Consider the following 20969-nt stretch of genomic DNA (forward strand, 5'->3'; position numbering starts at 1 on the left):
CAGGGGGCGTGCGCACGAACGAATCGGGTATACTCCCGCTCTTTAAATCGCAGCCCAAGAAACAGGTGAATTTCGTGAGCCAGCCTACGCCAGCCGTGCGTACCTTCCAAGACTTGATCCTCGCCCTCCAGCAATACTGGGCCGAGCAAGGTTGCGTGGTACTTCAGCCCTACGATATGGAAGTAGGCGCCGGCACTTTCCACACTGCCACGTTCCTGCGTGCCATCGGCCCGGAAACCTGGAACGCCGCTTATGTGCAGCCCAGCCGCCGGCCGACTGACGGCCGCTATGGCGAAAACCCGAACCGCCTGCAGCACTACTACCAGTTCCAGGTCGTGCTGAAGCCGAACCCGGAAAACTTCCAGGAGCTGTACCTGGGCTCCCTCAAGCACGTCGGCCTTGACCCGCTGGTGCACGACATTCGTTTCGTCGAAGACAACTGGGAGTCGCCAACGCTGGGCGCCTGGGGCCTGGGCTGGGAAGTCTGGCTCAACGGCATGGAAGTGACCCAATTCACCTACTTCCAACAAGCGGGCGGCATCGAGTGCTACCCGGTGACCGGCGAAATCACCTACGGCCTGGAACGCCTGGCCATGTACCTGCAAGGTGTGGATTCGGTCTATGACCTGGTGTGGGCCGACGGCCCGTTCGGCAAAGTGACCTATGGCGATGTGTTCCACCAGAACGAAGTGGAGCAATCGACCTATAACTTTGAACACGCCAACGTCGAGAAGCTGTTCGAACTGTTCGACTTCTATGAAAGCGAAGCCAAGCGCCTGATCGAGCTGGACCAGCCGCTGCCGTTGCCGAGTTATGAAATGGTCTTGAAGGCATCCCATACCTTCAACCTGCTGGACGCGCGCCGGGCGATTTCCGTGACCGCGCGCCAGCAATACATCCTGCGTGTACGCACCCTGGCGCGTTCCGTCGCGCAAGCCTACCTGCTGGCCCGTGCCAAGCTGGGCTTCCCGATGGCGACCCCGGACCTGCGTGATGAAGTGTTGGCTAAGCTGGAGGCTGCACAATGAGTGCTCAAGATTTTCTGGTTGAACTGGGCACCGAAGAACTGCCACCCAAAGCCCTGAACACCTTGGCCGATGCGTTCCTGGCCGGTATTGAAAAAGGCCTGCAAGGCGCTGGCCTGAACTTCGAAACCAAACACGTCTATGCTGCGCCGCGCCGCCTGGCCGTGCTGATCACCGCGCTGGAAACCCAGCAGCCGGACCGCAGCATCAACCTCGACGGCCCGCCACGCCAGGCCGCATTCGATGCCGATGGCAATCCGACCCAAGCCGCGCTGGGCTTCGCCAAGAAGTGCGGCGTGGACCTGAGCGAAATAGACCAGAGCGGCCCGAAGCTGCGCTACAGCCAGAGCATCAAGGGCAAGCCGACCGCCAGCCTGTTGCCGACCATTGTCGAAGACTCCCTCAATGACCTGCCGATTCCCAAGCGCATGCGCTGGGCGGCGCGCAAGGAAGAATTCGTTCGTCCGACCCAATGGCTGGTGATGCTGCTTGGCGACCAGGTCATCGACTGCACGATCCTCGCGCAGAAGGCCGGTCGCGATTCCCGTGGCCACCGCTTCCATCATCCGCACAACGTGCGCATCACCTCGCCGGCCAATTACCTGGCCGACCTGCGTGCCGCCTACGTGCTGGCCGACGCCAACGAACGCCGCGAGCTGATCAGCAAGCGCACCGAAGAGCTGGCGACCAGCCAGGAAGGCACCGCCATCGTGCCGGCCAACCTGCTGGACGAAGTGACCGCGTTGGTGGAATGGCCAGTGCCGCTGGTGTGCTCGTTCGAGGAACGTTTCCTCGAAGTGCCCCAGGAAGCGCTGATCACCACCATGCAGGATAACCAGAAGTATTTCTGCCTGCTGGACGCCGAAGGCAAGTTGCTGCCGCGTTTCATCACGGTCGCCAACATCGAAAGCAAGGATCCGCAGCAGATCATCGCCGGTAACGAAAAAGTCGTTCGCCCGCGCCTGACCGACGCCGAGTTCTTCTTCAAGCAGGACAAGAAACAATCCCTGGAAAGCTTCAATCTGCGTCTGCAGAACGTGGTCTTCCAGGAAAAACTCGGCAGCGTCTACGACAAGGCCGAGCGCGTTTCCAAGCTGGCGGCATTCATCGCCCCGCGTATCGGCGGCGACGCCCAGCGCGCGGCCCGTGCCGGCATCCTGTCCAAGTGCGACCTGTCCACCGAAATGGTCGGTGAGTTCCCGGAGATGCAAGGCATCGCCGGCTACTACTACGCCCTCAACGATGGCGAGCCGCAAGACGTAGCGCTGGCGCTGAACGAGCAATACATGCCACGCGGTGCCGGCGCTGAGTTGCCGACCACCCTGACCGGGGCGGCCGTGGCGATCGCCGACAAGCTCGATACCCTGGTGGGGATTTTCGGCATCGGCATGTTGCCCACCGGCAGCAAAGACCCTTATGCCTTGCGTCGCGCGGCGCTGGGCGTGCTGCGGATCCTGATCGACAAACAACTGGACCTGGACCTGAACGACGCCGTGGCATTCGCCGTCAATGCGTTCGGCAGCAAGGTCAAGGCCGCAGGCCTGGCCGATGCGGTGCTGGAATTCATCTTCGACCGCCTGCGTGCGCGTTATGAAGATGAAGGCGTCGACGTCGCAACCTACCTGTCGGTGCGCGCCCTGAAGCCGGGTTCGGCCCTGGACTTCGACCAGCGTGTACAAGCGGTGCAGGCGTTCCGCCAACTGCCGCAAGCAGCGGCCCTGGCCGCGGTGAACAAGCGTGTGTCGAACCTGCTGAGCAAGGCCGAAGGCAACATCGCGGCCACCGTCGAAGCCAAATACTTCGATAACGCCAACGAGTTCTCCCTGTACTCGGCGATCCAACAGGCAGACCAGGCGGTTCAGCCGATGGCAGCGGCGCGTCAGTACAGCGAAACCCTGGCGCGCCTGGCAGCATTGCGCGAACCAGTTGATGCGTTTTTCGAAGCGGTGATGGTCAATGCCGAAGACGCCAATGTGCGGGCCAACCGCTATGCGCTGCTGGCGCGGCTGCGTGGCTTGTTTCTCGGTGTTGCCGATATTTCGCTGCTGGGGTAAATCTTGAAGCTGCTGATTCTCGATCGGGACGGAGTGATCAATCACGACTCCGACGCTTACATCAAGTCGGTAGAGGAGTGGCTGCCGCTCCCCGGTTCGATCGAAGCCATCGCGAAGTTGAGCAAGGCCGGCTGGACCGTGGCGGTTGCCACCAACCAGTCGGGCATTGCTCGCGGTTACTATGACCTCGCCGTCCTTCAGGCCATGCATGATCGCTTGCGCGACTTGGTGGCGGAGCAGGGCGGTGAAGTCGGGTTGATCGTCTATTGCCCGCACGGGCCGGACGACGGCTGCGATTGCCGCAAGCCCAAGCCAGGCATGTTGAAAACCATTGCCGCTCATTACGATGTGGCGTTGGCGGGTGTGTGGTTCGTCGGCGACAGCCTCGGTGACCTGGAGGCGGCCAAGGCCGTCGATTGTCAGCCAGTTTTGGTAAAGACCGGAAAAGGCGAGAAGACTCTGGGCAAGACCCTACCGGTGGGCACCTTGATTTTTGACGACCTGGCGGCGATTGCCGCTGAACTTATCCACAATTAGAGCTCCCAAGACAACCTGATCAAGGATTGTTCGGGAAGCGCTTGAACAGGCGGGCATTGCCCGCAACGGTAAACGCCGCTATGTCGATATTGCAGGCCATCAGAGCCTTTCTCTTTTACCTGCTGTTGGGCACCAGTTCCTTGCTGTGGTGCTCCCTGAGTTTTTTTATCGCGCCTTTCTTGCCGTTCAAGGCGCGCTACCGTTTCATCAATGTGTACTGGTGTCGCTGCGCACTGTGGCTGAGCAAGGTGTTTCTGGGCATCAGCTATGAAGTCAAAGGCGCCGAGAACGTGCCTGACCGGCCGTGTGTCATCCAGTCCAACCACCAGAGCACTTGGGAGACCTTCTTTCTCTCGGCCTACTTTGAACCGTTGAGCCAAGTGCTCAAGCGTGAGCTGTTGTTCGTGCCGTTCTTCGGCTGGGCCATGGCGATGCTGCGCCCGATTGCCATTGACCGTGATAACCCGAAGGTTGCTCTCAAGCAGGTCGCGAAAAAAGGCGATGAACTGCTCAAGGATAACGTCTGGGTGTTGATTTTCCCGGAAGGCACCCGTGTGCCTTATGGCACGATTGGCAAGTTTTCCCGTAGCGGTTCCGCATTGGCGGTAAATGCTGGCCTGCCGGTGCTGCCAATTGCACACAATGCGGGAAAATTCTGGCCCAAGTCGGGCTGGCTCAGGACGCCGGGAACTATCACCGTGGTGATTGGCCCGCCGATGTATGCCGAGGGCAGCGGGCCTCGCGCCGTTGCCGAACTGAATGACCGTGTACAGGCGTGGAATGAACAGACCCAAAGGGAGCTGGGTTCACTGCCTCCAGCGCCTGCTGCGCCCGCAACGACGGACAAGGTTGCTGTCTGATAATTGTGGATAACCTGTGTACCGTTTCGTCTGATTCCGTTGTTTTTGTTACGTAACCATCTGTTTTTAATACATATTTCCTAAAAACATAAAACATCTGTAAAGGTGCATAAGTTTTTATAGCCTCGTAGGTCTGGGGGTATTGCCGCAGGCCGCGATTTTCTAGTCACTCGTTCAGCAGCGGAAACCGCAAACTGAACGTGGTCCCTTCGCCTACTACGCTGCGACACTCGATATTCCCACCATGACGGTCCACCACCGCCTTGACCATCGATAAACCCAAACCAATACCATCCACCCCATGGGCGGAGGAGAAGCGCCGGTACTGGATGAACAAATCCGGCAGCTCTTCGGGACCAATGCCCTTTCCCTGGTCAACGACGTGACACGCTAACCAACCCTGCATGCAACGAACCTGTAGGGAAATGCGTGTTTGTGTCGGACTGTACTTGATGGCGTTTTCCAGCAAATTGAACAGTGCCCGGGTGAGCAAGGGTTGATCGGCGTTGACCATGGCTTCCTCATCGTCCAGCTCGTGCTCCAACTGGATATTTTTGGCCTGTGCGATCGGCAACGCCTGGTCAATCACATCCAGAATCAGCATGGCGAACAACGTAGGCCGAAATTGGTAGGCCTCGGATTCTGCCTTGGCCAACTGCACAAAACCGTCCGTCAGGTCCAATGCGCGGCGCACCTGGCGTTCGATCTGGTCGAATAATGGATTCTCTACTCCGGCCTCATACCGCTGCACATCGAGCAACGCCAGGATGGCTGAGTGAGGCGCGCGCAGGTCATGTGACAGGAACCGGAGCATTACGCCGCGCTGCTCTTCGGCTTCACGCTCGGCACTCAGGTCGGTCAGGCTCAGCAACCAGCCCACCGGCACGTCGTTGTCAGCCGGTAACAGTGCGGCCCTCTCAAGGCGTAGGCTGCGCTCGCGAATGTCGCGAAATTCCACCAGCGGCAACGTGGACAAGCGGTGGACAGGGGAGTGCGCCAATGCCGGATAGCCCAGCCGAGCCAATTCCTCCAGCACGTCGCCCCCCGCCAAAGCATGACCGAACAACTCGCGAGCCTTGCGGTTGCCAAGCAATATCTTGCCCTGCGGATCGCTGATCATGGTGGCCACGGGCAAATATTCCAGGCCATCCGCAATAAAGCGACGCGTATCCCGCGTCCGGCTCATGGCCTGTTCCAATGCCATGATTTGTCCCTGCAAACGGTCAGTGCCGGTGTAAGAGGCCCGACGACGCTCCGGGAATACCTTCGGCTCCGCATCCAAGCGCGCCAGTTCCCAGCCAAAATAAGCCAGCACCACGCTCAGACGCCGCCAGTTCCAGATCAGATAGCCAAACAGCATTCCCAATAAACTGGCCACCGGTGACCACCACCAACCCCACGCATCCACCAGCGCGCTGATCAACAGGGCTACGCCCATCCCCGCTAGCGTCGTTCCCACGGCAAGGCGAGGGCGCCACAACAGCAGGCCTAATACGCCGCCAACTAGACCGGCCGACAGCAAGGCGGCGAGCCCACTACGGGCTGGTTGCATACAAAACGAAAGCAGCGCTGTCAGGGGCAACAAAAGCAGACTTATCCACAACCACTCACGCACCAATTGTCGGAACAATCGTTGGACCTGAGTGGGTTCACGGCTTTCACGGCGAGGTGGGTTAGTCATAGGCACCTTGGCTGAACACAAGGAGGTAGATTGTGTAATGGATCATGGGTGTACCGACAGGCAGGAAGCCCAGGACTATAGCCGACTCGATGGGTGGTGCGCTGCTGCCTTTCCCTCTGGGCCGCGAGCCGGTATTGTCGCAGCCAGCGATAGGAGGAAGGTTGCGTTACCTCCTGAGATGTCCGTTATTTTCGAGATCAAGGAAATCGCATTCCATGCGAGTCGCCATACTGGATGATGAACCGGCCGAACTGCGCCGGGTAGAACACACACTTCAACAAATTCCGGGCAGGGGAGAACAAGCCTGGACCCTGCACAGCTTTGAAAGAGGCGAAGACCTGCTGCGGCAACTGCGCCGGGAAACCTTCGACTTGTTGATCCTCGACTGGCAACTGCCCGACGTCAGTGGGCTTTCGCTGCTGCGCTGGACCCGCGAGCACATGGGTTCGCCACCGGCTGCCATCATGCTGACCAGCCGCGACGGCGAGCACGACATCGTCCAGGCCCTCAACGCCGGCGCCGACGACTACGTGAGCAAACCCTTCAGACCCAACGAGCTCAAGGCCCGGGTCACCGCCGTGCTACGCCGTCACAACCTGCAACGCGTGCCCACCAGCGACGTGCTGGTGTTCAACGATCTAGCGTTCGACGACGCCGAACTGACTGTCACCCGGGCTGGTATCCCCATCAGCCTGACCGAGCGTGAATATCGCCTGGCCCGTTGCCTGTTCGCCAACCTGGGCCGGCCACTGTCCCGGGAATACTTTTACGAACGCTTCTGGACCCACGAGGAAATGACTTCATCCCGTCCACTGGACACTCATATCTATCGCTTACGCAATAAGCTCGGGCTGACGGCAGATAGGGGTTGGCAGTTGTTGACGATTTATGGGTACGGGTATCGGCTTGAGAGTGTCGCTGCCGGAAGTGATGAGGATTCGGTGGCGAGTTAATAAAAAAAGGCCAACGCATAAGCGTTGGCCTTTTTTGTTTCAGCAGGGCAAGCCGGATCAGAAATCCAGGTTGGACACCGCCAACGCATTGCTCTCGATAAAGTCACGACGAGGCTCGACCGCATCACCCATCAAGGTGTTGAAGATCTGGTCGGCGCCAATGGCGTCTTCGATGGTGACTTTCAGCATCCGGCGCGAACTTGGGTCCATGGTGGTTTCCCACAATTGATCCGGGTTCATCTCGCCCAGACCTTTGTATCGCTGGATGGTGTGGCGCTTGGTGCTTTCGGCCATCAGCCATTCAAGGGCTTCCTTGAACTCCGTCACGGCTTTCTTGCGTTCGCCACGTTGGATGTACGCCCCATCGTCCAGCAGCGTGCTCAGTTGCGCGCCGAGGGATACCACGGTCTTGTAGTCGTTGCTGCCGAAGAAATCGCGATTGAAGGTGACGTAGTTCGACAGGCCATGGGAGATCAATTCGACCTCCGGCAGCCAGACGTTACGCTCACGGTCTTCACGCAAGCTGGCTTTGTAGACCAGGCCGGACTTCTCGACAGTGCGCAGGCGTACTTCGTACTGGGCCAGCCAATCCTGCATCGCTGCGTGATCGGACAGTTGCTCCAGGCTCACGGCTGGCAGGTAGATGAAGTGCTCGGTCAGTTCCTGTGGGTACAGGCGCGACAGGCGCTTGAGGGTCTTCATCACCAGGCGGAAGTCATTCACCAGACGCTCAAGGGCTTCGCCGGAAATGCCCGGGGCATCTTCGTTCAGGTGCAGGCTCGCGTCTTCCAGGGCCGACTGCGTCATGTACTCTTCCATGGCGTCGTCGTCTTTGATGTATTGCTCTTGCTTGCCTTTCTTGACCTTGTACAGCGGCGGCTGGGCGATGTAGATGTAGCCGCGCTCGATCAGCTCCGGCAGCTGACGGAAGAAGAAGGTCAGCAGCAGGGTACGGATGTGCGAACCGTCGACGTCAGCATCGGTCATGATGATGATGTTGTGATAGCGCAACTTGTCGATGTTGTACTCTTCGCGGCCGATGCCGCAGCCCAGCGCAGTGATCAAGGTGCCGACTTCCTGGGAGGAAATCATCTTGTCGAAGCGCGCCTTCTCGACGTTGAGGATCTTGCCCTTGAGCGGCAGGATGGCCTGGGTACGGCGGTTGCGACCCTGCTTGGCGGAACCGCCAGCAGAGTCACCTTCCACCAGGTACAGCTCGGACAGGGCAGGGTCCTTTTCCTGGCAGTCAGCCAGCTTGCCCGGCAGGCCGGCGATGTCCAGCGCGCCCTTGCGGCGAGTCATCTCACGGGCCTTGCGCGCCGCTTCACGGGCACGAGCCGCGTCGATCATCTTGCCGACCACCAGCTTGGCTTCGTTCGGATTCTCCAGCAGGAAGTCGGAGAAGTACTTGCCCATTTCCTGTTCGACCGCGGTCTTCACTTCGGAAGACACCAGCTTGTCCTTGGTCTGGGAACTGAACTTCGGATCCGGCACCTTCACCGAAATGATCGCCGTCAGGCCTTCACGGGCATCGTCACCGGTGGTGGCGACTTTGTGCTTCTTCGCCAGGCCTTCCTGTTCGATGTAGGTGTTCAGGTTACGGGTCAGCGCCGAACGGAAGCCCACCAGGTGGGTACCGCCATCACGCTGTGGAATGTTGTTGGTGAAGCACAACAGGTTCTCGTTGAAGCTGTCGTTCCACTGCAGGGCGATTTCAACGCCGATGCCGTCTTCACGCTGGACGTTGAAGTGGAACACCTGGTTGACCGGGGTCTTGTTGGTGTTCAGGTACTCAACGAACGCACGCAGGCCACCTTCGTACTTGAACAGCTCCTCCTTGCCGCTGCGTTCATCCTTGAGGACGATGCCGACACCGGAATTGAGGAAGGACAGTTCACGAATCCGCTTGGCCAGGATGTCCCAGCTGAAATGGATGTTCTTGAAGGTATCGCTCGAAGCCTTGAAGTGGATCTGGGTGCCGGTGCTTTCGCTGTCGCCCACGATCGCCATCGGTGCCTGAGGCACACCGTGAACGTAGGTTTGTTCCCAGATCTTGCCGCTGCGGCGAACGGTAAGAACAAGCTTTTCGGACAGGGCGTTCACAACGGAAACACCTACACCGTGGAGACCACCGGATACTTTGTAGGAGTTGTCGTCGAATTTACCGCCGGCGTGCAGCACGGTCATGATGACCTCGGCCGCGGATACGCCTTCTTCTTTGTGCACGTCTACCGGGATGCCACGGCCGTTGTCGCGAACGGTGATGGATTCATCCGGGTGGATAATGATGCTGATGTCGTCGCAATGGCCGGCGAGGGCTTCGTCGATGGAGTTGTCGACCACCTCGAACACCATGTGGTGCAGACCGCTACCATCGTCGGTGTCGCCAATGTACATACCGGGACGTTTGCGTACGGCATCCAGGCCTTTAAGCACTTTAATGCTTGTTGAGTCGTACGTATTTTCTTCGCTCAATGCCTTCACTCCCGATGGTCGTGGGTCTGGGTGATACGGCCCTGTTCCACGTGGAACAGAGCGACTGGCGTTTCCGTCTGCCAGCCTTCCCTCAATAATTCGTGGTCTACACAAGTAATGAACACTTGGCAGCGTAAGTCTTCCAGCAAGCGGCACAGCGCGCGGCGGTGGGCTTCGTCCAGTTCGGACGGCAAGTCATCCACCAGATAAATACACTGACCGCGACGGGCCAGGCTGACCAGATGCCCCTGGGCAATACGCAAGGCACACACCACCAGTTTCTGCTGACCTCGGGACAAAATGTCCGCGGCGTTGTGTGCGCCCAATCTGAGACGCAAGTCAGCACGTTGTGGTCCGGCCTGGGTATGGCCCATCTGCTGATCACGCTGAAGCGAGCCAGCCAATACGGCACTCAACTCCCGGTCCTTGTCCCAACCTCGGTAATAGCTGAGCGTCAGGCCCTCAAGCTCAACCAGTTCGCTCAAGGTCTGTTCAAAGACCGGTTTCAAGGCTTTGATGTAAGCACGGCGGTATTCATCAATTTCAGCGCTGGCCTGACACAGTTCCCTGTCCCAAACCGCCTGTGAAACGGCGTCAAGTGTACCATGTCGCAGCCAAGAGTTTCGCTGGCGCAGCGCCTTCTGCAAGCGTTGCCAAGTCGCCATGAAACGTGGTTCCACGTGGAACACACCCCAGTCGAGAAACTGCCGACGAATCTTCGGCGCGCCCTCCAGCAGTCGGAAGCTGTCCGGGTTGATCAACTGCAGCGGAAGAATCTCTGCCAGTTGCGCGGCACTGCGGGCATTCTGCCCGTCGATGCGGATCTGGAACTCGCCTTGCCGGTCCCGCGAGATCCCCAGGGCGCTGTGGCCACCTTCCGCCAGTTCCACCTGCCCGAACACCGTGCACGCAAGTTGGTCGTACTGGATGACCGGTAACAGACGGCTGCTTCGAAACGAACGGGCAAGCCCAAGCAGGTGAACGGCTTCCAGGACGCTGGTTTTGCCGCTGCCGTTGGCGCCGTAAAGGATATTGATGCGAGGGGAAGGGGAGAAGGTCACCGGGTGCAGATTGCGCACCGCGGTGACCGAGACGCGACTTAAGGACATCTAGCTGATTCTGACTACAGACGCATCGGCATGACAACGTAGGCCGAATCGTCGTTATCGGATTCTTGCACCAGCGCACTGCTGTTGGAGTCAGACAGGATCAGTCGTACCTGCTCAGTGGTCATCACGCCCAGCACGTCGAGCAAATAGCTGACGTTGAAGCCGATTTCCAGGGAGCCGCCGTTGTAGTCCACGCCTACTTCTTCTTCTGCTTCTTCCTGCTCCGGGTTGTTCGCCTGGATTTTCAGCTGACCATTGGCTAATTGCAGGCGAATGCCACGGTACTTCTCGTTGGACAGAATCGCGGTTCGGCTGAAGGCTTCGCGCAGTGCCTGCCGGTCACCCAGCACTAGTTTGTCGCCACCTTTTGGCAACACACGTTCGTAATCGGGGAACTTGCCGTCTACCAGCTTCGAAGTGAAAGTGAATTCACCCGTGGTCGCGCGGATGTGATGCTGGCCCAGCACGATGCTGACGTTGCCGTCGGGCTCAGTCAGCAGGCGCGCCAATTCAAGGATACCCTTGCGCGGTACGATCACCTGATGACGATCCGGCTGACCGATATCGGCCTGCATCGAGCACATCGCCAAGCGGTGACCGTCGGTGGCCACGGCGCGGATGATACCGGCGGAAACTTCCAGCAGCATGCCGTTGAGGTAATAACGCACGTCCTGCTGGGCCATGGCGAAACTGGTGCGCTCAATCAGACGACGCAACTTGCTTTGCTCAAGGCTGCAAGTCAGCGAGCCTGGGCCTTCTTCCACAGTCGGGAAGTCATTCGCCGGCAGGGTCGACAAAGTGAAGCGGCTACGCCCCGCCTTGACCACCAGCTTCTGCTCGTCGACCTTGATATCGATCAGCGCGTCGTTCGGCAGGCTCTTGCAGATGTCCATCAGCTTGCGCGCCGGCACCGTGATGGAGCCTGGATCGGCCGGCTCTTCAAGTTGGACACGACCAACCAGTTCGACTTCCAGGTCGGTACCGGTCAGCGACAATTGCTGGCCTTCGACAACCAGCAGCACGTTGGAAAGTACCGGCAAGGTCTGGCGGCGTTCGACAACGCCCGCGACCAGTTGCAGGGGTTTCAACAGGGCTTCGCGTTGAATGGTGAAATGCATGGTCTAGTCCCTTGCCTTAATAAGCTGCGCTGGTGGTCATCAAGTGGTCAGTGTACGCAGCAGGTTCTTGTAGTCCTCGCGGATGTCCGCGTCGGATTCCTTAAGTTCATTGATCTTGCGGCAGGCGTGAAGCACTGTCGTATGGTCGCGACCGCCAAACACATCGCCGATTTCCGGCAGGCTGTGGTTGGTCAACTCCTTGGACAAGGCCATCGCCACCTGACGTGGACGCGCCACCGATCGCGAACGGCGCTTCGATAGCAGATCGGATATCTTGATCTTGTAGTATTCAGCAACGGTGCGCTGAATGTTATCCACAGATACCAGCTTATCCTGAAGCGCCAACAGATCCTTCAGCGATTCGCGAATCAGCTCGATGGTGATATCGCGGCCCATGAAGTGCGAGTGGGCGATGACGCGTTTAAGCGCGCCTTCAAGCTCACGCACGTTCGAGCGAATACGCTGAGCGATGAAGAACGCCGCGTCATGAGGCAACTCGACCTTGGCCTGGTCGGCCTTCTTCATCAGGATCGCGACTCGGGTTTCCAGCTCCGGTGGCTCGACGGCTACCGTCAGGCCCCAGCCGAAACGCGACTTCAAACGTTCTTCCAGGCCTTCGATCTCTTTCGGGTACCGGTCGCTGGTGAGAATGACCTGCTGGCCACCTTCAAGCAATGCGTTGAAGGTGTGGAAAAACTCTTCCTGTGAACGTTCCTTGCGAGCGAAGAACTGAATATCGTCGATCAGCAAAGCATCCACCGAACGGTAGAAACGCTTGAACTCGTTGATGGCGTTCAGCTGCAGCGCCTTGACCATGTCGGCCACGAAACGCTCGGAATGCAGGTAGACGACCTTGGCATTCGGGTTCTTCTTTAACAGATGGTTACCCACGGCGTGCATCAAGTGGGTTTTACCCAAGCCAACACCGCCATAAAGGAAGAGCGGGTTATAGCCATGCTTGGGGTTATCCGCCACCTGCCAGGCTGCCGCTCGGGCCAGCTGGTTGGACTTACCCTCGACGAAGTTTTCGAAGGTAAAGGTGCGGTTCAGATAGCTGGTGTGCTTGAGCGCACCTTCTACCTGAACGGTGCGTTGTTCTGCCCGTACCGGGGCCTGCTGGGAGCTTGCACCCGCCATGGGGTCGAAGCTGTCCCTTGAGGGCTCTTCGCTGACCTCGGCGGTTTTTTGTGCGTTGCGTTTGCTTGAAGTAGGCGCGGGTGCCGGCGCGGCATGGTTGTTGACCGGCGCGGCGGCCGCCTGGGCTTGGGACGCCGAGGCGGCCAGTGGCGCATTGGGAGCGGCCCGCGGCGCCGAGCTGCGTTTGCTGCCTATTAATAAGGACAACGCGGGCGCCATGCCATTGCCATGCTCATCGAGCAGTTCCATGACCCGGCCCAGGTACTTTTCGTTGACCCAGTCGAGAACGAAACGGTTCGGTGCATAGACACGCAACTCGTCGCCTTCGGCTTCGACCTGTAGTGGACGGATCCAAGTGTTGAATTGTTGGGCAGGCAGCTCATCGCGCAAAAGCTCCACGCACTGCTGCCAAAGTTCCACTGACACGGATATCCCCTAAGTTGAAAGCCGGTGAGGCAAAAACAAGCGGCCATTGTAGCGATCAGTCGTTCACTTATCCACATGCAGGTTGCTCAACGTCCATGATTTATCAACGCTTTAACCATGAGAAAGGCGACGGATGGTCGGTGGCTAAGCCCTGTGGATAAATCGCCCTAAGGCCGTTGCATAACTGGGGGTTAAAGTCAGTGGATAACCGCCCTGTGGATAAATACCTATTCCACCCACAGGTTATCCGACAGTGCGGCACAGGGTTGCCACCGCTTTCCCCTGTAGTTGTCATTCTCTGTACATGGCGGATTACAAGGCGTAGGCATGGTTATCCACAGACAAGTGGCGCCCTTGCTTTTATAAGCTTTACAGAAAAGCTTTAAATAATTCCCTTCTTTATTTCTATATCTAGCGCAGCGTGATGAATCCGCGGGAAGCGCCTGGAGATCTATTTAAAGGAAACGCTGGTTGGAAATTGACCTAGAGGCTTGCTTTCTCTAGAATCCCCGGTCTCTTAAAACGGGGGCCATTCCGGCCCGTTGTGGACGAACCAGGTAACACGACATGAAACGTACTTTCCAACCAAGCACTATCAAACGCGCTCGTACTCACGGTTTCCGTGCTCGCATGGCTACCAAGAACGGTCGTGCCGTCCTGTCGCGTCGTCGCGCCAAAGGTCGTGCGCGTCTGGCAGTTTGATAATCCGGCACTGGAGGTGAGTCAGGACTTCAGTCGGGAAAAGCGTCTGCTTACCCCCCGGCATTTCAAGGCAGTCTTTGACTCCCCTACCGGCAAGGTTCCGGGGAAAAATCTCCTGCTCCTTGCGCGCAGTAACGATCTCGATCACCCCCGACTCGGGCTGGTTATCGGGAAAAAGAGCGTAAAGCTCTCCGTTCAGCGCAATCGCCTCAAACGTCTGATGCGCGAATCGTTTCGCCTGAACCAGGATTCACTGGTCGGCTGGGACATTGTTATCGTCGCGCGCAAAGGTTTGGGTGATGTAGAAAACCCCGAATTGATTCAGCATTTCGGCAAGCTCTGGAAACGCCTGGCTCGTAACAAGCCAGCACCGGCAGTCAACACCGAAACTGTAGGGGTAGACAGTACCGATGCGTAAACTGGCACTCGTTCCGATCCAGTTTTACCGCTACGCCATTAGTCCTCTGATGGCCAGCCACTGTCGTTTCTACCCCAGTTGTTCCTGCTACGCGTATGAAGCCATAGAAAATCATGGCCTTCTGCGCGGTGGCTGGCTGACCTTTCGTCGTTTAGGTCGCTGTCATCCGTGGAATCCCGGCGGTTATGACCCGGTTCCGCCTATCCCTACCTCCCGTTCTTCTTCGATGGCCGAGTAATCATGGATATCAAACGCACGATCCTGATCGTCGCCCTGGCAATCGTGTCCTATGTCATGGTCCTTAAATGGAACCAGGACTACGGCCAGGCTGCCCTGCCGACTCAGAATGTTGCAGCCAGCAATACCGCACCGAGCCTGCCGGATACAGCAACTGGCAATAGCACCGCCAGCAATGACGATGTCCCGCGCGCGGCAAGCGACACCAGTGCTCCAGCCGAAGCCCCCGTGGCGGCCAGCAAGGACCTGATCCAGATCAAGACCGACGTGCTCGAGCTGGCAATCGATCCACAAGGTGGCGATGTCGCCCAGTTGAAGCTGCCTTTGTATCCGCGTCGCCAGGACCATCCGGAAATCCCGTTCCAGTTGTTCGACAACGGTAACGAGCGTACCTATCTGGCGCAAAGCGGCCTGATCGGCGCCAACGGCCCGGATGCCAACCCGGCCGGTCGTCCGGTTTATTCGGCCGAGAAGAAGGTTTATCAACTGGCTGACGGTCAGGACCAACTGGTCGCCGACCTGAAGTTCAGCAAGGATGGCGTCAATTACATCAAGCGTTTCACCCTGAAGCGCGGCATGTATGACGTGACTGTGACTTATCTGGTCGACAACCAGAGCGCCCAACCTTGGTCTGGCGCGATGTTTGCGCAGCTCAAGCGTGACGCCAGTGATGATCCTTCCTCCAGCACCGCCACCGGCACCGCGACTTACCTGGGCGCTGCCCTGTGGACAAGTTCGGAGCCGTACAAGAAAGTGTCCATGAAAGACATGGACAAGGCGCAGCTCAAGGAAACCGTCCAAGGCGGCTGGGTTGCCTGGTTGCAGCATTATTTTGTAACCGCGTGGATTCCGCAGAAGGGCGAAAACAACCTCGTCCAGACGCGTAAAGACAGCAAAGGCAACTACATCGTCGGTTACACCGGCCCGGCCCTGACCGCCGCGCCAGGTGCGAAAGTCGAAACCAGCGCCATCCTGTACGCCGGGCCAAAAAGCCAGGCTGTGCTCAAGGAGTTGTCCCCAGGCTTGGAACTGACCGTGGACTACGGTTTCCTGTGGTTCATTGCCCAGCCTATCTTCTGGCTGCTGCAACATATCCACAGCATCGTCGGTAACTGGGGCTGGTCGATTATTTTCCTGACCATGCTGATCAAGGGGATCTTCTTCCCACTGTCGGCCGCCAGCTATAAATCCATGGCGCGCATGCGGGCCGTTGCGCCGAAACTGGCAGCGCTGAAAGAGCAACATGGCGATGACCGGCAGAAAATGTCCCAGGCCATGATGGAGTTGTACAAGAAAGAGAAGATCAACCCCTTGGGCGGTTGCTTGCCAATTCTTGTTCAGATGCCCGTGTTCCTCGCGCTGTACTGGGTTCTGCTGGAAAGCGTGGAGATGCGTCAGGCACCGTTCATGCTGTGGATTACCGACCTGTCGATCAAGGATCCGTTCTTCATCCTGCCGATCATCATGGGCGCGACCATGTTCATCCAGCAGCAGTTGAACCCGACACCTCCGGATCCGATGCAAGCGAAGGTCATGAAGATGATGCCGATCATCTTCACCTTCTTCTTCCTCTGGTTCCCAGCAGGTCTTGTGCTGTACTGGGTTGTGAACAACGTGTTGTCCATCACCCAGCAGTGGTACATCACGCGTAAGATTGAAGCGGCTGCGAAAAAAGCCGAGGCGTAACTTGCTCTGTGGATAACCACACAAAACGCCCCCTAGTGGGGCGTTTTGCTATCTGCCACTTTTGTCTGGATACCGGTTTATGAGTGCACCGCGTGAAACCATCGCTGCTGTCGCCACCGCCCAAGGTCGCGGCGGTGTTGGCATCGTCCGTATTTCCGGGCCGTTGGCCAGTGTTGCGGCCCATGCTATCAGCGGCCGTGAACTCAAACCGCGGTTCGCCCATTACGGCCCGTTTTTCAGTGATGACCAGCAGGTACTGGACGAAGGGCTGGCCCTGTATTTCCCTGGACCGAATTCGTTCACCGGCGAAGACGTACTGGAACTGCAAGGACACGGCGGTCCCATCGTGCTGGACATGCTGCTCAAGCGTTGCCTGGAACTGGGCTGCCGCCTGGCCCGTCCGGGTGAGTTCAGCGAAAGGGCATTCCTCAACGACAAACTCGACCTGGCCCAGGCCGAAGCCATCGCTGATCTGATCGAAGCCAGTTCTGCACAGGCCGCACGCAACGCATTGCGTTCGTTGCAGGGCGCTTTTTCCCAGCGTGTGCATAACCTCACCGAACAATTGATTGGCCTGCGCATCTATGTCGAGGCTGCAATTGACTTTCCGGAGGAAGAAATCGACTTCCTCGCCGATGGTCACGTGCTGAGCATGCTCGATAAGGTTCGCGACGAGTTATCCACAGTACTGCGCGAGGCCGGGCAAGGTGCATTGTTGCGCGACGGGATGACTGTGGTGATCGCTGGACGACCGAATGCCGGCAAGTCCAGCCTGTTGAATGCCCTGGCCGGCCGCGAGGCGGCGATCGTCACCGAGATCGCCGGCACCACCCGGGACATCCTCCGCGAACATATCCACATTGACGGCATGCCGCTGCACGTGGTGGATACGGCCGGTTTGCGCGACACCGAGGACCAGGTGGAAAAAATCGGCGTCGAACGCGCACTCAAGGCCATCGGTGAAGCCGACCGGGTATTGCTGGTGGTGGATGCCACCGCGCCGGAAGCGAACGATCCCTTTGCCTTGTGGCCTGAATTCCTCGAGGTCCGTCCGGATCCGGCGAAAGTCACCCTGATTCGCAACAAGGCTGACCTGACCGGGGAGGCGATTGCCCTGGATGTCAGCGATGACGGGCACGTGACCATCAGCCTGAGCGCTAAGTCGGCGGGTGAAGGCCTGGAGCTGCTGCGCGAGCACCTCAAGGCTTGCATGGGTTACGAGCAGACCTCGGAAAGCAGCTTCAGCGCTCGCCGGCGACACTTGGAAGCGTTGCGCCATGCGAGCGCTGCCTTGGAGCATGGTCGCGCGCAGCTGACCCTGGCGGGGGCTGGCGAGCTGTTGGCCGAAGATCTGCGCCAGGCACAACATTCCCTAGGGGAAATTACCGGGGCTTTCAGCTCCGATGACTTATTGGGCCGGATCTTTTCCAGCTTCTGCATCGGTAAGTAGTCCGCCTTTAAAACCGGGTTTGCCCTCGAAACTATCGAGCGCAACGCAAACCCGGTCCTGTCTTTTTAAACGATTGCCCTTGATGGCGGCTTGCCTGTGGACGCTGCTGCGACTCCGTAGCGGCTCTTTTCTGTGGATTAAGCCCTGTGAATAACCGCCATTGAGGTCGGTTGATAAACCACCTCCAAAGCTGAAGATAACCGCCCCTGTGGATAACCACCCCTTTAATCCACAGGCTTACACCGGTTATCCAAGCCCCTCACTGCCACATGGCCACAGGGTTTTGAATCTCTGTACACGAAGTAAATTAAGGTCTGCAGAGCTTTATCCACAGAAACGTGGCTCAGTAAGAATAAACATAAAAACAAAGATTTTATAAATTTCTCTCTTTTTAATTTCTTTAACCGCCAGTTCTCCACAGCTGGTTAAATTTTGTGCAAAGGGTTCTTTAGGATGGGCGAAGTCCCTATACTTGCCGACCTGGTTCGAAAAACGCCCAGGACTCGACCCAAATCTATTTCTGAATTACCTGAATAAAGCAGGCATGAGGTGCGTGGTGGATTTCCCTTCCCGTTTTGAAGTGATCGTCATCGGCGGCGGTCATGCCGGTACCGAGGCAGCACTTGCATCAGCACGCATGGGGGCAAAAACCCTGTTGCTGACGCATAACGTGGAAACCCTCGGTGCCATGAGTTGCAACCCCGCTATCGGTGGGATCGGCAAGAGTCATCTGGTCAAGGAAATCGATGCCCTTGGCGGTGCGATGGCGATGGCCACCGATAAAGGCGGCATCCAGTTTCGCGTTTTGAACAGCCGCAAAGGCCCAGCGGTGCGTGCTACTCGCGCCCAGGCCGACCGTATCCTGTACAAGGCCGCTGTCCGCGAAATCCTGGAAAACCAACCGAACCTGTGGATATTTCAACAAGCAGCCGATGACCTGATCGTCGAGCAGGACCAGGTTCGTGGCGTCGTAACCCAGATGGGCCTGCGTTTCTTCGCCGATTCCGTGGTACTGACCACCGGAACCTTCCTCGGTGGACTTATCCACATCGGTCTGCAAAATTTTTCCGGCGGGCGCGCGGGTGATCCACCCTCGATCGCGCTGGCCCAGCGCCTGCGTGAAATGCCACTGCGTGTGGGTCGGTTGAAAACCGGTACGCCCCCTCGCATCGATGGCAAGTCCGTGGATTTCTCGGTGATGACCGAGCAGCCTGGTGATACTCCGATCCCGGTGATGTCGTTCATGGGCAACAAGGAACAGCATCCACGGCAAGTCAGTTGCTGGATCACCCATACCAACGCCCGCACCCACGAAATCATTGCGGCGAATCTCGATCGTTCGCCGATGTATTCCGCCGCCGGTGAAATCGAAGGCGTCGGCCCGCGTTATTGCCCGTCGATCGAAGACAAGATCCATCGCTTTGCCGACAAGGAAAGCCATCAGGTGTTCATCGAGCCGGAAGGTTTGACCACCCATGAGCTGTATCCGAACGGGATATCCACAAGTCTGCCGTTCGACGTGCAATTGCAGATCGTGCAATCGATTCGCGGCATGGAAAACGCCCACATCGTTCGCCCGGGCTACGCCATCGAATACGACTATTTCGACCCGCGTGACCTGAAATACAGCCTGGAAACCAAAGTCATCGGCGGTCTGTTCTTTGCCGGCCAGATCAACGGCACCACCGGTTACGAAGAAGCCGGCGCCCAAGGATTGCTCGCCGGCGCCAACGCTGCGCTGCGCGCCAAGGGCAAAGAAAGTTGGTGCCCGCGTCGCGACGAGGCGTACATCGGCGTGCTGGTGGATGACCTGATCACCCTGGGTACCCAGGAACCGTATCGGATGTTCACGTCCCGCGCCGAATATCGCCTGATCCTGCGTGAAGACAACGCCGACCTGCGCCTGACCGAAAAAGGTCGTGAGCTGGGCTTGGTGGATGACGTGCGCTGGGCCGCGTTCTGCAAAAAACGCGAGAGCATCGAGCTGGAAGAGCAGCGCCTGAAAAGCACCTGGGTTCGTCCCGGTACCGAGCAGGGCGATGCCATCGCGGCGAAATTCGGTACGCCGCTGACTCACGAATACAACTTGCTCAATCTCTTGAGCCGCCCGGAAATCGATTACGTCGGGCTGGTGGAAGTGACCGGCCAGGGCGCGGAAGATCCACAGGTGGCTGAACAGGTCGAGATCAAGACCAAATACGCCGGTTACATCGACCGCCAACAGGACGAAATCGCCCGGCTGCGAGCCAGCGAAGACACCAAGCTGCCTGTGGATATCGATTACACCGGTATTTCCGGGTTGTCGAAGGAAATCCAGGGCAAGCTCGGTGCGACCCGTCCCGAAACCCTGGGCCAGGCCTCGCGCATCCCTGGCGTCACGCCGGCAGCCATTTCGCTGTTGATGATTCATTTGAAAAAACGCGGCGCCGGCCGCCAGTTGGAGCAAAGCGCTTGAGCTCGATGGTCACCTCGCAACACGCTGAAGAGTTATCCACAGGTGCACTTCAACTCGGCGTCAGCCTGAGCGAAGCCCAGCAGGCACAATTGCTGGGTTATCTGGCGCTGTTGATCAAGTGGAACAAGGCCTACAACCTGACCGCCGTGCGCGATCCGGATGAAATGGTTTCGCGGCATTTGCTCGACAGCCTCAGCATCATGTCCTTCATCGAAAACGGTCGCTGGCTGGACGTCGGTAGCGGCGGAGGCATGCCGGGCATCCCGCTGGCGATCCTTTTTCCCGATTCACAAGTGACCTGCCTCGACAGCAACGGCAAGAAAACCCGCTTCCTGACCCAGGTCAAACTCGAACTAAAACTGGATAACCTTCAAGTTATCCACAGCCGCGTCGAAGCGTTCCAGCCTGCCGAGCCGTTCAACGGAATCATCTCCCGGGCGTTCAGCAGCATGGAGAACTTCAGCAACTGGACTCGCCACCTGGGCGATGCCGATACGCGCTGGCTGGCAATGAAGGGCGTTCATCCGGCCGATGAGCTGGTAGCATTGCCGGCAGACTTCCACCTCGATAGCGAACACGCCTTGGCCGTACCCGGTTGCCAAGGCCAACGCCATCTGCTGATACTGCGCCGCACGGCATGATTGGG

17 protein-coding genes are annotated in these 20969 nt (G+C 58.2%); 12 read left to right on the forward strand and 5 right to left on the reverse strand.

What is annotated here, in order from left to right:
- Positions 1-74 precede the first annotated feature (74 nt).
- The 4 genes from glyQ (at position 75) to HU742_RS24570 (ending at position 4476) form a co-directional block, all read left to right on the forward strand.
- Positions 75-1028 carry a glycine--tRNA ligase subunit alpha gene (glyQ, locus tag HU742_RS24555; RefSeq protein ID WP_003177094.1) on the forward strand — a complete coding sequence of 318 codons (954 nt, stop codon included), beginning with the start codon at positions 75-77 and terminating at the stop codon, positions 1026-1028.
- Positions 1025-3079, forward strand: a complete 2055-nt coding sequence (gene glyS / locus HU742_RS24560; protein ID WP_186644954.1) for a glycine--tRNA ligase subunit beta — start codon at positions 1025-1027, stop codon at positions 3077-3079. Before glyQ ends, glyS begins: the two co-directional genes overlap by 4 nt.
- A 3-nt stretch (positions 3080-3082) precedes the next feature.
- Positions 3083-3616: a D-glycero-beta-D-manno-heptose 1,7-bisphosphate 7-phosphatase gene (gene gmhB, locus HU742_RS24565; RefSeq protein ID WP_186633350.1), complete on the forward strand. Its 534-nt coding sequence runs from the start codon at positions 3083-3085 to the stop codon at positions 3614-3616.
- An 80-nt stretch (positions 3617-3696) separates the two neighbouring features.
- The gene (locus tag HU742_RS24570) at positions 3697-4476 is read left to right on the forward strand and encodes a lysophospholipid acyltransferase family protein (protein ID WP_186644952.1); all 780 of its coding nucleotides are present in this window, start codon (positions 3697-3699) and stop codon (positions 4474-4476) included.
- Positions 4477-4642: 166 nt separating this feature from the next.
- On the opposite strand, the gene HU742_RS24575 is transcribed toward HU742_RS24570, so the two are convergent.
- Positions 4643-6157: a sensor histidine kinase gene (locus tag HU742_RS24575; RefSeq protein WP_186644950.1), complete on the reverse strand. Its 1515-nt coding sequence runs from the start codon at positions 6155-6157 to the stop codon at positions 4643-4645.
- Between the two features lie 215 nt (positions 6158-6372).
- Here HU742_RS24575 and HU742_RS24580 point away from each other — a divergent pair, with 215 nt between their 5' ends.
- The gene (locus tag HU742_RS24580) at positions 6373-7110 is read left to right on the forward strand and encodes a response regulator transcription factor (protein WP_186644949.1); all 738 of its coding nucleotides are present in this window, start codon (positions 6373-6375) and stop codon (positions 7108-7110) included.
- A 57-nt stretch (positions 7111-7167) separates the two neighbouring features.
- Here HU742_RS24580 and gyrB read toward each other — a convergent pair whose 3' ends face one another.
- Genes gyrB through dnaA form a run of 4 tightly spaced genes read right to left on the reverse strand, consistent with a single transcriptional unit; the run spans position 7168 to position 13375 of the window.
- Positions 7168-9585 (reverse strand): DNA topoisomerase (ATP-hydrolyzing) subunit B, encoded by a 2418-nt coding sequence (gyrB, locus tag HU742_RS24585; RefSeq protein WP_186633338.1) that lies wholly within the window; start codon positions 9583-9585, stop codon positions 7168-7170.
- 5 nt (positions 9586-9590) lie between these two features.
- Positions 9591-10694 carry a DNA replication/repair protein RecF gene (gene recF, locus HU742_RS24590; protein ID WP_186644948.1) on the reverse strand — a complete coding sequence of 368 codons (1104 nt, stop codon included), beginning with the start codon at positions 10692-10694 and terminating at the stop codon, positions 9591-9593.
- 14 nt (positions 10695-10708) lie between these two features.
- A complete protein-coding gene (gene dnaN, locus HU742_RS24595; RefSeq protein ID WP_025211054.1) occupies positions 10709-11812 on the reverse strand; it encodes a DNA polymerase III subunit beta in 1104 nt (367 codons plus the stop codon).
- A gap of 39 nt (positions 11813-11851) precedes the next feature.
- Complete coding sequence (dnaA, locus tag HU742_RS24600; protein ID WP_186633332.1) at positions 11852-13375, reverse strand: chromosomal replication initiator protein DnaA; 1524 nt, start codon at positions 13373-13375, stop codon at positions 11852-11854.
- A gap of 567 nt (positions 13376-13942) precedes the next feature.
- Here dnaA and rpmH point away from each other — a divergent pair.
- From rpmH to rsmG, 7 genes are all read left to right on the forward strand, one after another.
- Entirely contained in the window at positions 13943-14077 is a 135-nt protein-coding gene (gene rpmH / locus HU742_RS24605) for a 50S ribosomal protein L34 (RefSeq protein ID WP_003213577.1), read from the forward strand.
- A 16-nt stretch (positions 14078-14093) separates the two neighbouring features.
- Complete coding sequence (gene rnpA / locus HU742_RS24610; RefSeq protein ID WP_039593248.1) at positions 14094-14495, forward strand: ribonuclease P protein component; 402 nt, start codon at positions 14094-14096, stop codon at positions 14493-14495.
- Positions 14488-14733, forward strand: coding sequence for a membrane protein insertion efficiency factor YidD (gene yidD / locus HU742_RS24615; protein ID WP_010465488.1), 246 nt, complete (start codon positions 14488-14490; stop codon positions 14731-14733). Before rnpA ends, yidD begins: the two co-directional genes overlap by 8 nt.
- 2 nt (positions 14734-14735) lie before the next feature.
- Positions 14736-16418, forward strand: a complete 1683-nt coding sequence (yidC, locus tag HU742_RS24620; RefSeq protein ID WP_186633331.1) for a membrane protein insertase YidC — start codon at positions 14736-14738, stop codon at positions 16416-16418.
- 79 nt (positions 16419-16497) lie between these two features.
- On the forward strand, positions 16498-17868 hold the full coding sequence (gene mnmE, locus HU742_RS24625; protein ID WP_186644947.1) for a tRNA uridine-5-carboxymethylaminomethyl(34) synthesis GTPase MnmE: 1371 nt from the start codon (positions 16498-16500) through the stop codon (positions 17866-17868).
- 556 nt (positions 17869-18424) lie between these two features.
- Positions 18425-20323 (forward strand): tRNA uridine-5-carboxymethylaminomethyl(34) synthesis enzyme MnmG, encoded by a 1899-nt coding sequence (gene mnmG, locus HU742_RS24630; protein WP_186644946.1) that lies wholly within the window; start codon positions 18425-18427, stop codon positions 20321-20323.
- Positions 20324-20328: 5 nt separating this feature from the next.
- On the forward strand, positions 20329-20964 hold the full coding sequence (gene rsmG, locus HU742_RS24635) for a 16S rRNA (guanine(527)-N(7))-methyltransferase RsmG (protein WP_186634407.1): 636 nt from the start codon (positions 20329-20331) through the stop codon (positions 20962-20964).
- Positions 20965-20969: the final 5 nt, after the last annotated feature.

The organism is Pseudomonas marvdashtae (genome assembly GCF_014268655.2).
Taxonomy (GTDB): Bacteria; Pseudomonadota; Gammaproteobacteria; order Pseudomonadales; family Pseudomonadaceae; genus Aquipseudomonas; species Aquipseudomonas marvdashtae.

What these genes read in the sequence shown, in the direction of transcription:
- glyS (WP_186644954.1), top strand. Translation starts at nt 1,025, where the DNA reads ATGAGTGCTCAAGATTTTCTGGTTGAACTGGGCACCGAAGAACTGCCA.
- HU742_RS24570 (WP_186644952.1), top strand. Translation starts at nt 3,697, where the DNA reads ATGTCGATATTGCAGGCCATCAGAGCCTTTCTCTTTTACCTGCTGTTG.
- HU742_RS24575 (WP_186644950.1), bottom strand. Translation starts at nt 6,157, where the DNA reads ATGACTAACCCACCTCGCCGTGAAAGCCGTGAACCCACTCAGGTCCAA.
- HU742_RS24580 (WP_186644949.1), top strand. Translation starts at nt 6,373, where the DNA reads ATGCGAGTCGCCATACTGGATGATGAACCGGCCGAACTGCGCCGGGTA.
- recF (WP_186644948.1), bottom strand. Translation starts at nt 10,694, where the DNA reads ATGTCCTTAAGTCGCGTCTCGGTCACCGCGGTGCGCAATCTGCACCCG.
- dnaN (WP_025211054.1), bottom strand. Translation starts at nt 11,812, where the DNA reads ATGCATTTCACCATTCAACGCGAAGCCCTGTTGAAACCCCTGCAACTG.
- rpmH (WP_003213577.1), top strand. Translation starts at nt 13,943, where the DNA reads ATGAAACGTACTTTCCAACCAAGCACTATCAAACGCGCTCGTACTCAC.
- yidD (WP_010465488.1), top strand. Translation starts at nt 14,488, where the DNA reads ATGCGTAAACTGGCACTCGTTCCGATCCAGTTTTACCGCTACGCCATT.
- yidC (WP_186633331.1), top strand. Translation starts at nt 14,736, where the DNA reads ATGGATATCAAACGCACGATCCTGATCGTCGCCCTGGCAATCGTGTCC.
- mnmE (WP_186644947.1), top strand. Translation starts at nt 16,498, where the DNA reads ATGAGTGCACCGCGTGAAACCATCGCTGCTGTCGCCACCGCCCAAGGT.
- rsmG (WP_186634407.1), top strand. Translation starts at nt 20,329, where the DNA reads ATGGTCACCTCGCAACACGCTGAAGAGTTATCCACAGGTGCACTTCAA.